The organism is Mycobacterium sp. UNC410CL29Cvi84 (genome assembly GCF_000686745.1).
GTDB classification, from domain to species: domain Bacteria; phylum Actinomycetota; class Actinomycetes; order Mycobacteriales; family Mycobacteriaceae; genus Mycobacterium; species Mycobacterium mucogenicum_B.
Genome location: NZ_JMLM01000011.1, coordinates 58561 through 71793, shown reverse-complemented (window position 1 = coordinate 71793; position 13233 = coordinate 58561). Strand labels below are relative to the sequence as shown.

The following is a 13233-nucleotide window of genomic DNA, read 5'->3' as shown; positions in this document are numbered from 1 at the left end:
ATAGTCGACATGAACGCCCGTTTGGGTCAACTCGGCAATCTTAAATCATCGGCCGGGATTCTGGCCGTGATCGTGGGCTTGGTCTGGTTGGCGACGTCTTTCGGCCAGCTCACTTTGTTGGGCATTGTCGCTATTGCCGCAGTGGTTGCCGGCATCTATGTCGGTTTACGGCATCCACTGTGGTTCTTGTACGGATTGGCGGTCGTCACCGGCGCCCTGCCTTTCGGATATTTCCCCGGTGTTCACGTCCCCTTATATCTGCCGTTCGCATTTGGTGCGGTGATCGCGTTGTTCGTGCATCCGCGACTGGCGCGGCCCATTCATCCGATGGAATGGTCGATCATCGCGCTCGTCATCACGTCGATCGCGTCCGTCGCGGTAACCGGCGTCGGCATGGGCGACATCATCCAGATCGTCCGGTGGTCGGTCGTGACGCTCGTGGCGATCGCACTGAGCAGCCTGACGTCCGAGCATCTGGAGAAATTCGGCCGCATATTCGTCTACGCGACGTTGTTCAACGCCGTATTCGGCTTGTACATCGTGGCTTTCGACCCCAACCAGACGTCGTTCAGATACCTGCGCGTCTTCGGCTATGCCGCGGAATACACCGCCACCCGCTTCGCTTTCACCGACGGCGGCATGGCGCGTTCCATGCGCCTGGGCGGCACCTCGGTGGATCCCAACGCCGAAGGCATCGCGCTTGTCGTCTCGATCGCCGTCGCGCTGGTCGTGCTGGCCGGTTGGCAGCGCATCGTGGTGACCGGCATCTTCGCGGTCGCGTTGCTGCTCACCCTGAGTCGGGCCGGCATGTTCACCGTCGTCGCCGGGGCGCTGCTGGTACTGGCCTTCCACACCATGCGGGCGCGAGACCGCGGGCTGGCCATCGCCGCCATGATCGCCGCCGTGGGCCTCGCGGCGGCGATACCCGAGGTGCGCACCAGATTCGCGCACTCGTTCAGCAGTGACGACGTCGGCTCCACGTCGCGAATTGATGCCATCCGCGAATTCCCCGACACCATGGCCGGTTACTGGTTGTTCGGAAAAGGCTGGAACCGGCTCGAATTCCGGGACGGCAACTACGCGTTCGTCCTCAACCATGTGTCGAACGCGCCATTGCTGACGATTTACCGCGGCGGCATCTTCACCGGTCTGGCGTTCTTTGCGATCATGCTGATCGGTTGCGTCATGAGCTACCGGGCGATCCGCTCCAATTCATTTCCGTGGGCGGTGTACGGCGGCATCTTCATCGGATTCTGCGTTGTCGCGCTCCAACTCGACCACCCGGTGGTCGGTATCCCGCCCGCCACACTCAAATTCTCGATTTTGCTGGCATTCCTGGTGCATATAGACCGAGAACGCCGAGATCAGATACGGCGACACGCCCAAGCAGATTCACAGCAAATGCCCATTTCTGCTGCACACTGAGGGCGCGTTTGCGCCTCGCGACGCACTTCATAGGTGAAGGGCGGTTGCACGATGCCCGGGAAGCGCCCCCGACGATCCGCCCGCCGTTTCTCGAGCGTGGCATCAGCGATCGCCGGCAGCATGGTCTGCGCCCTCATCGCCCTGACCGGCATCCCGGGGGACGCCCCTGAGCGGGTCAGGATCGCCGAGCGGGCCAACGTCGTCAACCTGCCGACCACCATCGGCTTCGCCGACTCCGACATCTACGGCCTGTCACCCGACGATGTGAACCGGACGTTGGCACTGATGGCCAACAACCGCGTCAACACCATCCGGTTGATGATCCCGTGGGCCGGGGTCGAACCCGTCCTCGGCCAGCTCGACTGGAGCCTGGTCGACAAGACGGTGAATGCCGCCGCCGCCATGAACATGTCGATCATCGCGTTCATCAACGCGACCCCACCCTGGGCCATGTCGCAGGGCGGCCTGCCACTGAGCAGCCGGCCGTCGGACCCGGACGCCTACGGCGCGTTCACGGCCAAGGTGGCCACGCGTTACAAGGGGAAGATCTCCGCGTACGAGGTCTGGAACGAGCCGAACGCGGTGTTCTTCTACAGTCCCGCACCGGATCCCGCGGGCTACACCGACCTGCTGAAGTCGGCCTATCCGCGCATCAAGGCCGCCGACCCCGACGCGACGGTGATCGGCGGCGTCGTCGGCGCCGTGGTGGACTTCGGCTCATGGTCGATCAACCCCGTGCGCTTCATCGCCGGAATGTACGCAGCCGGCGCCAAAGGCAACTTCGACGCACTGTCGTTCCACCCGTACAACTACAACCTGAAGTTCTCCGACGGCATGCTGATCGCGAATTCACCTGTGCTGCAACTGGTTCAGATGCGCCAGGTAATGATCGACAACGGCGACGAGGAAAAGCGGATCTGGGCCACCGAGTACGGCGAGCCCACGTCGGTGGTCAACGAGACCACGCAGGCCGCGTACCTCAAGGACATCTACACCAAGTGGCAGGAGATGCCCTACACCGGCCCACTGATGATCTACACCACGCGTGACCGGAAGACGGGAAGCAACCAGGCGGACGCCACCGTGGGGCTCTACCGCAGCGACTGGACGCCGAAGCCGGCGGCCGCGGAACTGGCGGCGACCATCGCCGCCGGCGTACCGAAATCCCCCGAGTTCCAGCGCTTCTCGCAGATCACCGACCCCGCGCACGGCTCGGTCCTGAGCCCGGTGTTCAAAGCCACCAAGACGGTGTGGGCGCAGGTCCGCACCGTCAACACCATCTACGAGCTGCCGAGCGGCTACGTGTCCTCGCCGCGCCCCGTGGCCGACATCGCGATGCAGCGGAATTCGGTGCCCGCGAGCATCTTTGCCAATGGCTACCAGGACTTCTCCGGCGGCCAGGTGTTCCGGGTCTGGTGGTCACCCGAGACCGGCGCCCACTGGGCCTCGAGCGCTTTCGCGCAGGCCTGGAAGCCGCAACTGGGGTTGGCCACCAGCGACGAGCGCTACGTCAACGGCTCCAACCGCGTCGACTTCCAGCACGGTTACATGGTCTGGGCACCGTGGGTCGGCGTGAAGGTCTACTACACCTGAGTCCCGCCGCGGAGCAGGTCGGCAACCGCCTTGTGCGGCAACCGGTCCTGCCACCGCTGCCGGTTGATCTCGTACAGCTGGTTCCCGAGGTCGACGGCGGCCGGCACCTCGGTGAGCAGCCTGCGGCACTCGGCGATGAACGCCGCGTCGTCGTCCAGCGGGCGCAGCCCGAAGATCGGCCCGAGCGATCCGATGGCCGCCGTGGTGGCGACGGCCGGCAGCCCGATCCGGATGGTGTCGAGCAGCTTGACCCGGACTCCCCCGCCGGTGCGGATCGGCGCGATCAGGGCACGGCACGTGCCCAGGAACGCCCCGAGGTCGTCGACGAAACCGAGGTCGCGGACCCCGTCGGGATACACCGGGTCGGCCGCACCCGGTTTCTTGGCCCCGATGATGCACAGTTCGGCGCCGGGGATCCCGGCGGAGATGCGCGGCCACAGTTCGAGGGCGCGCAGGAACCCCTCCTGGTTGGGTGGCCAGTCGCGGGTGCCCATGAACACCAGCCGCGGCGGCGACGCCGCGATGTCGACCTGCGTACCGGGCGGCATCGTGATGTCCATGAACCGGGCATCCCGGACGCCGTTGTCGCGGTAGTACTCGGCTTCCTCGGCGTCGTAGGTGCTGACGGCATCGGCCGCGCGCGCGACGCGCAGTTCGTCGCGGACCAGCCGCGGCTCCTCGATGCGCCCGAGCGCGCCGCGCGACGCCCGCCAGACCAGCGACTCACTCACGTTGGTATTGACGACGAGTCGCTTCTTCCCGAAATGCCTGCTGCGGAAGAACGATTCGGCCATGTAGCTGTGTTCGGCGACGAACACGTCGGCGTCGCTGCGATCGATGGCGCGGACCAGTTCGTCGGTGTCGAACCGCACGTGCACCAGGCTGAGCCGGCGGCGCAGGGAGTCGACGAGCAGTCGGTGCGGGCGCACGGCCGGCTTGTGGACGCGGTCCAGCGGCAGGCCGCCGGGAATCAGGTCGGCGGTGATGGTGCCGGGTTCGGGCGACAGCGCGATGGCCGACACCTCGAAGGAGTCTGCGGCCAGCTGCATGAGCATCCGGGCCAGCGCGACGTCACCGGTGTGTTCGAGCACCGGGTCCTTCGACAGGATGAAAGCGGTCTTGGGCGTGGTCATGAGTCCACCACGTCGCGGGGCCGGTAGACCGCCCAGGTGAACCCGGCGAGCATGATCGCGTCGGCGACGGTCGCCGCGATGGCCGCTCCCACCGCGCCCAGCGGCGTCAGCGTCGCGAGGGCGGCGACCATGCCCAGTTTCACCGGCACCAGGCCCACGGCGATGGTGAGCCGGAAGACGTCGCGCCGCTGGGTGTACAGGATCACCTGCAGCACGAAGATGCAGATGCGCAGTGCGGCGAAGCCGCCCATGATCATCATGGTCGTGGCGAGCTGGGCGGGTGCCCCGAAGGCGAACAGGAAGCCGCCGATGATCAGCAGCAGCGAGCCGCCGAGCGCCGCCATCCGCAGGATGTTGCGCAGCGGTGGGGCCGCGGACAGGTCACCGCCGCTCTCCCGCAGCGGCTCGTGATAGGTCATGCCGAAGGACTGACCGGCGGCCGCCACCGCGGCCGCGACCACCCACGCCAGCTGGTAGTAGCCCGCGGCCGTGGTGTCCACCAGCGTGCCGAGCAGCAGCACGTCGCCGCCCAGATACAGCGTGGTGCCGAGCATTTCGCCGGTCAGCGCCGCGATCAACCGCGGCGGCCCGGGCGGTGCGGGCCGGTGGCCGACGGCCAGCTTGGCACCGACGAGCAGGATCAGCACGTAGGGCGTGCAGTACAGCAGCGAGGCATGGGTGAGCGTCGGGTGCGCCGAGGTGTACAGGTACACCGCGCCGATGCCGGCACTGGAGAACTGCCGCGCCGTGTCGAGCCGATACACCTTGTCCGGGTGGCCATCTCGCGCGGACTGGCTCTTGACCACGTTGAGGGCGATCTCGCCGCCGGCCACCATCAGGCCGAAGCCGATGACGTAGTTGACGTCGAACGTGACCGCGCCGGCAATGACCAGGCCCACCGCGACGAGATAGCGCATGGTGCGCTCACGCAGGAAGTGCTCCTCGGATTCCCGGATGGCCCGGACCGCGAAGGAGTTGTCGACGGTGTTGCCGACGATGCCGTTGAGCACGGTCGCCATGGCGTACAGGCCGTATTCGGAGACACCCAGCCGCTGGACGAGGATCAGCGTCCACAGCAGGCCGACCCCGCGGCCGCCGTAGATCCAGACCAGGGAGATGAGCGTCTTCGCCACATTGCGGGTGGGCGCGTCGGGGGCAGTCAGGTCACACGCTCACAGATGCTCGGGTCAACAAGTCGGTCCACACGCGGCCGAACGCCTCGGCCGTCCGCGGCCCGGAGCAGGCCTCGCGGTAGGCCTCGACGTGCCGGCCGAACTCGGCCAGCCGCTGGTCGTCGGAGACGAGGGACACGATGGCCTTGGCCAACGACGACGCCACCTGTTCGGGGTTCTGGTCGCCGATGCGGACGACGAGGGCACCGGCGCGTTCGTCCAGTTCGGCCAGGGCGCCGTAGTCGGTGCACACCACCGGGGTCCGGTACGCCATCGCGTGCGCGACGGAGCCGGACGCCGGGTAGGTCTCGGCGTAGAAGTGGCGCTTGCCGTACGGAATCACCACGGCCCGTACCGAATCGAAGAACGCATCCTCGGCCGGACCGTCGACCGGGCCGACGATCTCCACCCCCGGCCCACCCGTCAGCGCCTCGGTCCCCCGGCCCGCCACGCGGATCACGACGTCGTCGGGCAGCTCCCGGCGGATGCGGGCGATCTGCTCGAAACCCTTGCCCCGGTACACATGCCCGAAGAAACCCACCGCCTTGGGCCGCTCGGTGAGCGGGCGCAGCCGCGGCCGTTCGGAGATGATGTGCGGCACGGCGGCGACCGTGGTGGCGGGGTAGGTGGCCTTGATGGAGTCCGCGCCGATCTGGCTCAGCGCGACCATCGTCCGGTCCCCGTTGACGATGCCCTCGATCCGCCGCGACAGCGGACGCAGCGGGTAGTGCAGGCCATGCATGACGAGCCGGTGCTGCGCCACGAACCGGGTCCGCGCCGGCCACCAGATGCCTTGCGGCGGATCGTGAACCGTCGCCGTCACCGGCACCCCGCGCAACCCCGCGATGGACCAGAACGCCGACACCGCACCGGCCGCCAGCTCCGCATGCACCAGCACCCGGCCCGGCGTACCGCCCGCCACCAGCTCGGCGACCGCACGCCGGTGACCCCGCACCTGGGCTACCGTCTCGGCGCCCGGACCCAGGGTGCGACGTTGTACGACCTCACCGAACAGCGGCCGTACGGCGTTGACGAAGTTCTCGGCGTAGTCGCCCACCGCGGTCTGGCCTTCGGCCGGACCGATGTAGACCAACCGGTACTCGCGCAGATCGACCGGCATCAGCAGAACAACGGCCGGTACTTTGCGCTGTAGCCCAATGCATCCGGATTACGCTTGGCGAACACTTTGGCGGGGTTGCCGCCGACCACGTCGAGCGGGGCCACATCCTTGACCACGAGCGCCTGCGCGGCGACGACGGCGCCGCGGCCGATCAGGGCGGGCAGCACCATGGCCCGGCTCGCGATCCAGACGTAGTCCTCGATCACCGTCGGGATCGGGATCGGCAGGAAGTCCGGGTGGTTGATGTCGTGCCCACCGCCGAGCAGGTGGACATCGCTGGCGATCGTCACGTTGTCGCCGATCCACAGGCCGGCCCGTGCGTCGAGCAGGCAGCGGAAACCGATGGTGGTGCCGTTGCCGATCGTCAGGAATTCGATGTCCAGGATCGTGGTGCCGCGCATGATGGTCGACCACTCACCGATGGTGGCGCCGAACAGCCGGAGGAAGCCCTGGCGGATGGTGTGCGACGGGATGTGCGTGATGAACATGTTGAACAGCAGTTCGCCAATTCGGTTGCGCGCCTTGCGGCCCACGCCCATGCTCTGCATCTTGTAGTAGGTGACGCGGCCGTCTTCCCCGAGTTTCCATTCCGGATCCGGCGGCAATTTCAAGGTCGGCGCGGCCGCTTTCTTGCGTGCCACATCTGCTGGGTCTGCCGTTGCCGGCTCGCCAATCACGTTGTTCGCTCCCGTCGTCCCGGATTCCGAGTTAACCACAGTGTTTCGGCCTAGTCAGTGCAGCCGGCCCTGGCGCGCCAGCATCTCCGACCACTTTGCGGCGTAGGCGGCGGCGACGTTCTCCGGCGACCGCTCCTGGCGCGTCCGGTCGGCGTTCGCCTCCAGTTCCTTGAGCCGGGTTTCGTCATTGAGCAGGGCCTCGATGGCCGCCGAGAACCCGGCCGGCAGCGCCTTCGGGTCATCGGAGTCCATGGGCACGACGACCGCGCCGGTCTCGGTGCCGAACTCCGCCAGCGAGCCGTAGTCGGTGCACACCACCGGCGTGCGGTAGGCCATGGCGTGGGCCGCGACCGACGAGGCGGGGTAGGTCTCGGCGTAGAAATGGCGCTTGCCGTACGGAATCACCACGGCGCGCACCGAATCGAAGAACGCGTCCTCGGCGTCACCGTCGACGGCACCCACGATCTCCACCCCGGGGCCACCGGGCAGTGCCTCGGTCCCCCGGCCCGCCACGCGGATCACGATGTCGTCGGGCAGCTCGCGGCGGATGCGGGCGATCTGCTCGAAACCCTTGCCCCGGTACACATGTCCGAAGAAGCCCACGGCCTTCGGGCGTTCGATCACCGCGCGGACCCTGGGCCGGTCGCACACGAGGTAGGGGGCGTAGGCCACGTCGGTGTTCGGATACACGTCGCGGATGGACTGCGCCCCGATCTGGCTCAGCGCGAACAGCGTCCGGTTCCCGTTGACCGCGCCCTCGAGCATCCGTGACACCGGGCGCAGCGGGTAGTGCAGGCCGTGCATCACCAGCTTGTGCCGGGCCACGAACTTCGTGCGGCCCGGCCACCAGATGCCTTGCGGCGGATCGTGCACCGTCGCCGTCACCGGCACCCCGCGCAAGCCCGCGATGGACCAGAACGCCGACACGGCACCGGCCGCCAGCTCCGCATGCACCAGCACCCGGCCGGGTTTCCCACCGGCGACCAGGTTCGCCACCGCGCGCCGGTGACCCAGGATTTCCCGCGCGCTGTCGGAACCCGGCCCCAGCGTGCGGTGCTCGACGAGTTCGCCGACGTGTGGCCGCAGCGCACGCGTCAGGTTCTCCGCGTAGTCGCCCACCGCCGTCTCGTGGTCCGCCGGACCGACGTACACCAGGCGGTAGTCCTTCAGCGTCGCGACCGGGGTCGCTTCTGGCGCCATCAGTACCCAGCCAGCTTGTCGACCGCTTCATGCAGTCGAGCGCTGAACGCGTCCTCGGTGAACTGGGAGACGTGGTGCTTGATCTTCTCCTGATCCCACGTCGCCGACTCGAATCGGTCCAGCGCCTCGCGCACCGAATCCGGTTGTGGTTCATCGAAATACAGGCCGGTGGTGCCCTCGTCGATGGTGTCGAGGAAGCCGCCGAACCGCAGCGCGACGCTCGGCCGGCCCCACACCCCCGCCTCGATGGGGGTCAGGCCGTAGTCCTCGAAACTCGATGACATCAGCGCTCGGCAGTTCTTGTAGAGCCAGGCCATCTGCCCGTCGGTCAGGTTGTGGAGCATGGTCACATTGTCGGTCTTCAACGACCGAAGCCGCTCGGCTTCCGGCCCGTTGCCGACCACCACGAGCTGCCGGTCGCTGCCGGCAAACGCCCGCACGATGACGTCGACGTTCTTGTACGGCAGCAGCCGGCACACGACGAGGTAGAAGCTGCCATCCGGATCGCTCAGGTCGACCTTGTCCTCGAGTTCCTCGACGGGTTCGACAGCGTACGACCGCGACATCGCCACCGGCGCGAACATCACCTCGGCGTCGATGTCGTAGGCCTTCTTGACATACCCGCTGATCATGGTCGAGATCGCGAGGTACTTGTCGGCCGCGAGCGCCTGCCGGCGGTCCCAGTCCAGCAGGCGCTTCTTGGTGAGCTTGAGGCCCAGGCGCTTGAGCGGGTTGGCGTGGTCCCCGAGGTAGGCCTCGGTCTGGTAGAGCCAGCGCGCCGGGTTGTAGCAGTAGATGAGCTTCTTGCCGTTGGTGCGGAAACCGTGCGACCAGCCACTGCAACTCGCCAGCACGATGTCGGCGTCGACGTACATGGACTCGGCCACGCGCGGATACAGCGGCAGGGCGGCCCGGTGGTACTTGCGGGCCAGACCCACCTTGTTGAGCGCGGACACCCGGATGTCCAGGTCGGCAAACTCCGGGTAGGTCAGCTCGGGGTCGTACAGCATCGTGTACAGCGGGGCATCCGGGAATGCCTTGGTCATCGAGAGGACAACTTTTTCCGCGCCGCCGAACTGGGTCAGATAGTCGTGGGCGATGGCCACCTTGGGGCCGTCCACTCCGTCGTACTTGCGCGTCGAATGCACTGTTGAGTATCCCTCTGCGCCGATCCGGTGATCGTCTCGCGGTCGTGAAGTCAGCTACCCGCAAATGCCGGGCACGCATATCGAACCGCAAACTAACGCAATTGACAAGCTAAATGCATCGCGCCTGCGCAGGACGCGCCCGCGACGGTGCGCACACACCGGCTCAGCTAAGTGCAATTCACCACCGGAAATCTGCCGTCCACGGTTCCACGACCGGGCCGTAACGCCTGTTCACGGCCATGCCGACCAGGCAATTCGCCGCCTCCGAGAGAAGGCTCGGCGTCGCCGCGCTCACGACTCGCCCAGCAAATACCACAGCCTGAACGGTGTTCAACGCGAGTTCTGGGCGGGACCAGCGCGCGAAGTGTATATTGACTTACCAGCAAACTGCTGACGCAGGACGTGCAAGCCGCGGGGGCGGAAGAATCTATGAACGGTGCGCAAATGAGCGGTACACACGTGGACGTCCATTACAAGGACCTGGACACCCTGTGGCAGGGCTACGACGAGTCTGTCCGCACCTTGGCCGAGCGCGAGGGTGTCAAGGCCGTCGCCGAACTCGGTGGCGGCGCCAACCCCATCATCGGTGGCGACGACTGGAGCTTCGCCGACGAGCGCGTCGTCATCGACATCTCGGCCACCGAACTGGCCAAGGCCAACAGCCGCGTGCACACCCGCGTCGCCGATCTGTGCAAACCGATCGACAACGAGCTCAATGCGTACGACCTGGTGTTCTCCAAGATGCTCTGCGAGCACCTGCCCGACGCCCGCACGTTCCACGAGAACTGCTTCAAACTCCTTCGCCCAGGCGGACTTTCGGTGCATTTCTTCCCGACACTGTTCGCGTTCCCGTTCGTGGTGAACCTGCTCATCCCGGAGCAGGCGGCGCGCACCGTCATCAGCAAGCTGCAGCCCGGCCGGTTGCAGAACCCGCACCACGAGAAGTTCCCGGCCTACTACCGCTGGACCACCGGCCCCACCCAGAAGGCCATCAAGCGCTACGAGAGCGTGGGTTTCCAGGTCGAATCCTGGTCCGGCGCCTACGGCCACGGCTACTACCGCGTGCTGCCGCCGCTCGATGCCCTCGAGCGCGCGAAGAGCCGTTTCCTTCTTAAGCACCCGGTGCCGGCGCTCACGAGTTTCGCGGCTGTGGTCCTGCGCAAACCTGCGTGACCCGCCGAGTGAGCACCCCACCTTCACAACTTTCTTAGAGAACCGTTAACATCGTCGCCATGACGAGCGTGACCGAGCCACCGGTGGACAAGGCGATCGACATCCACACCACCGCAGGCAAGCTGGAAGACCTGCGTAGGCGTACCGAAGAGACCCTGCACCCCGTCGGCGAGGCCGCCGTGGAGAAGGTCCACCAGAAGGGCAAGCTCACCGCCCGCGAGCGCATCCTGGCGCTGCTGGACGAGGGCTCGTTCGTCGAACTCGACGCGCTGGCCAAGCACCGCAGCACCAACTTCGGCCTGGCCGACAAGCACCCGCTCGGCGACGGTGTGGTCACCGGCTACGGCACCATCGACGGCCGCGAGGTCTGCATCTTCAGCCAGGACGCCACCGTCTTCGGCGGCAGCCTCGGTGAGGTCTACGGCGAGAAGATCGTCAAGGTCCAGGAGCTGGCCATCAAGACCGGCCGCCCGCTGATCGGCATCAACGACGGCGCCGGCGCCCGCATCCAGGAGGGTGTGGTCTCGCTCGGCCTGTACAGCCGCATCTTCCGCAACAACATCCTGGCGTCGGGTGTCATCCCCCAGATTTCGCTCATCATGGGTGCCGCGGCCGGTGGCCACGTGTACTCGCCCGCGCTCACCGACTTCATCATCATGGTCGACCAGACCAGCCAGATGTTCATCACCGGACCGGACGTCATCAAGACCGTCACCGGTGAAGAGGTCACCATGGAGGAGCTGGGCGGCGCCCACACCCATGAGGCCAAGTCCGGCACCGTGCACTACGTCGCCTCGGGCGAGCAGGACGCCCTGGACTACGTCCGCGACCTGCTGAGCTACCTGCCCCCGAACAACTACGCCGAGCCGCCGCGCCTGCCCGCGCCGCCGCACCCGGGCGCCGTCGAGGACAACCTCACCGAAGAGGACCTCGAGCTCGACACGCTGATCCCGGATTCGCCGAACCAGCCGTACGACATGCACGAGGTCATCTCGCGCATCCTCGACGACGACGAGTTCCTCGAGATCCAGCCCGGCTACGCGCAGAACATCGTGATCGGCTTCGGCCGCATCGACGGCCGCCCGGTCGGCATCGTGGCCAACCAGCCGACGCAGTTCGCCGGCTGCCTGGACATCAACGCCTCGGAGAAGGCCGCGCGGTTCATCCGCACCTGCGACGCCTTCAACATCCCGATCATCATGCTGGTGGACGTCCCGGGCTTCCTGCCGGGCACCGAGCAGGAGTACAACGGCATCATCCGCCGCGGCGCCAAGCTGCTGTACGCCTACGGTGAGGCCACCGTCGCCAAGATCACCGTCATCACCCGTAAGGCCTACGGCGGCGCGTACTGCGTCATGGGCTCCAAGGACATGGGTTGCGACGTCAACCTGGCGTGGCCGACGGCCCAGATCGCCGTCATGGGTGCCTCGGGCGCGGTCGGCTTCGTCTACCGCCAGGAGCTCAAGCAGGCCGAGAAGGACGGCGTCGACGTCGACGCCCTGCGCCTGCAGCTGCAGCAGGAGTACGAGGACACCCTGGTGAACCCGTACGTCGCCGCCGAGCGTGGTTACGTCGACGCCGTGATCCCGCCGTCGCACACCCGCGGCTACATCGCCAACTCGCTGCGGCTGCTGGAGCGCAAGATCGTCCAGACGCCGCCGAAGAAGCACGGGAACATCCCGCTGTGAGCGCCGACGTGCAGACCCCCGAAGCCGAAGTTCAGCCGGAAGCCCCGGTGGCGCCGCTGTTCCAGGTCGTCAAGGGCAACCCGTCCGACGAGGAGCTCGCCGCGCTGGTGACGGTGCTGGCCAGCGCCTCGGGCGCCGGCGGTGCCCCGGAGACCGGTGACCGCAACGACTGGGGCCACCCGGTCTCCAAGCTGCGGTACGCGTACACCAGCTGGCAGTTGGTGACCCTGGTGGAGCGGACCTTCATCCGGCGATGACCCGGATAGTGCTGGGCTCGGCCTCCGCGGGCCGGCTCAGCGTGCTGCGCAAGGCCGGTGTCGAACCGGTCGTGCTGGTATCCGACGTCGACGAGGACGCGATCATCGCGTCTCTCGGCGACGCCCGGCCCGGCGACGTCGTGCGTGCCCTGGCGACAGCCAAGGCGCAACGGGTCGCCGAATCACTCGATGCGAGCCTGTCGTCGGATTGCGTTGTCATCGGCTGTGATTCGATGCTCGAGTTCGACGGCCGGCTGACCGGCAAGCCGGGCACCCCCGATGTGGCACGGCGGCAATGGAACTCGATGGCCGGCCGCAGCGCCGTCCTGCACACCGGCCACTGCGTCCTGCGCCTGACCGACGGCGCCGTCACCGCTCAGGTCAGTGAACTCGGCTCCACCACAGTGCGTTTCGGCGAACCCACCGCCTCGGACCTGGAGGCCTACCTCGACACCGGCGAACCCCTCTGGGTGGCAGGCGCTTTCACCCTCGACGGCCTGGGCAGCTGGTTCATCGACGGCATCGACGGCGATCCCTCGAACGTCATCGGGCTGAGCCTGCCCCTGCTGCGCCGCATGCTGGCCCAGCTCGGCGTGTCCGTCGCCCAGTTGTGGGCCGCCAACCGGCCCGAGTAACTTTTTCCCGAA

General features: G+C 67.0%; 12 protein-coding genes. 6 read left to right on the top strand and 6 right to left on the bottom strand.

The annotated features are described in order from the left end of the window. Positions 1-9: 9 nt before the first annotated feature. Both BR47_RS0116570 and BR47_RS0116565 read left to right on the top strand, forming a co-directional pair. Positions 10-1425 carry an O-antigen ligase family protein gene (locus BR47_RS0116570; RefSeq protein WP_020102885.1) on the top strand — a complete coding sequence of 472 codons (1416 nt, stop codon included), beginning with the start codon at positions 10-12 and terminating at the stop codon, positions 1423-1425. Between the two features lie 96 nt (positions 1426-1521). Beyond that, a complete protein-coding gene (locus BR47_RS0116565; protein ID WP_029120197.1) occupies positions 1522-3018 on the top strand; it encodes a beta-galactosidase in 1497 nt (498 codons plus the stop codon). Here the strand turns inward: BR47_RS0116565 and BR47_RS0116560 are convergent. From BR47_RS0116560 to BR47_RS0116535, 6 genes are all read right to left on the bottom strand, one after another. Next, complete coding sequence (locus tag BR47_RS0116560) at positions 3009-4151, bottom strand: glycosyltransferase (RefSeq protein ID WP_029120196.1); 1143 nt, start codon at positions 4149-4151, stop codon at positions 3009-3011. The two genes, BR47_RS0116565 and BR47_RS0116560, sit on opposite strands and share 10 nt — an antisense overlap. Further along, positions 4148-5284 (bottom strand): polysaccharide biosynthesis protein, encoded by a 1137-nt coding sequence (locus BR47_RS0116555; RefSeq protein ID WP_020102882.1) that lies wholly within the window; start codon positions 5282-5284, stop codon positions 4148-4150. Before BR47_RS0116555 ends, BR47_RS0116560 begins: the two co-directional genes overlap by 4 nt. 31 nt (positions 5285-5315) lie before the next feature. Next, positions 5316-6443 carry a glycosyltransferase family 4 protein gene (locus BR47_RS0116550; RefSeq protein ID WP_029120195.1) on the bottom strand — a complete coding sequence of 376 codons (1128 nt, stop codon included), beginning with the start codon at positions 6441-6443 and terminating at the stop codon, positions 5316-5318. Next, positions 6443-7084: an acyltransferase gene (locus tag BR47_RS0116545; RefSeq protein ID WP_020102880.1), complete on the bottom strand. Its 642-nt coding sequence runs from the start codon at positions 7082-7084 to the stop codon at positions 6443-6445. Before BR47_RS0116545 ends, BR47_RS0116550 begins: the two co-directional genes overlap by 1 nt. Before the next feature lie 90 nt (positions 7085-7174). Further along, on the bottom strand, positions 7175-8320 hold the full coding sequence (locus BR47_RS0116540; RefSeq protein WP_020102879.1) for a glycosyltransferase: 1146 nt from the start codon (positions 8318-8320) through the stop codon (positions 7175-7177). Then, positions 8320-9468 carry a glycosyltransferase gene (locus BR47_RS0116535; RefSeq protein WP_225433607.1) on the bottom strand — a complete coding sequence of 383 codons (1149 nt, stop codon included), beginning with the start codon at positions 9466-9468 and terminating at the stop codon, positions 8320-8322. The genes BR47_RS0116540 and BR47_RS0116535 overlap by 1 nt, the downstream gene beginning before the upstream one ends. A gap of 444 nt (positions 9469-9912) precedes the next feature. Between BR47_RS0116535 and BR47_RS0116530 the strand changes: the two genes are divergently transcribed. The 4 genes from BR47_RS0116530 to BR47_RS0116515 are packed head-to-tail and all read left to right on the top strand — an operon-like array spanning position 9913 to position 13221. Beyond that, entirely contained in the window at positions 9913-10641 is a 729-nt protein-coding gene (locus BR47_RS0116530; RefSeq protein ID WP_231388093.1) for a class I SAM-dependent methyltransferase, read from the top strand. 59 nt (positions 10642-10700) lie between these two features. Next, the gene (locus BR47_RS0116525; protein ID WP_020102876.1) at positions 10701-12329 is read left to right on the top strand and encodes an acyl-CoA carboxylase subunit beta; all 1629 of its coding nucleotides are present in this window, start codon (positions 10701-10703) and stop codon (positions 12327-12329) included. Next, positions 12326-12586 carry an acyl-CoA carboxylase subunit epsilon gene (locus BR47_RS0116520; protein WP_051634848.1) on the top strand — a complete coding sequence of 87 codons (261 nt, stop codon included), beginning with the start codon at positions 12326-12328 and terminating at the stop codon, positions 12584-12586. Before BR47_RS0116525 ends, BR47_RS0116520 begins: the two co-directional genes overlap by 4 nt. Further along, a complete protein-coding gene (locus BR47_RS0116515; protein ID WP_029105550.1) occupies positions 12583-13221 on the top strand; it encodes a Maf family protein in 639 nt (212 codons plus the stop codon). Before BR47_RS0116520 ends, BR47_RS0116515 begins: the two co-directional genes overlap by 4 nt. The last annotated feature ends 12 nt before the right edge of the window (positions 13222-13233 follow it).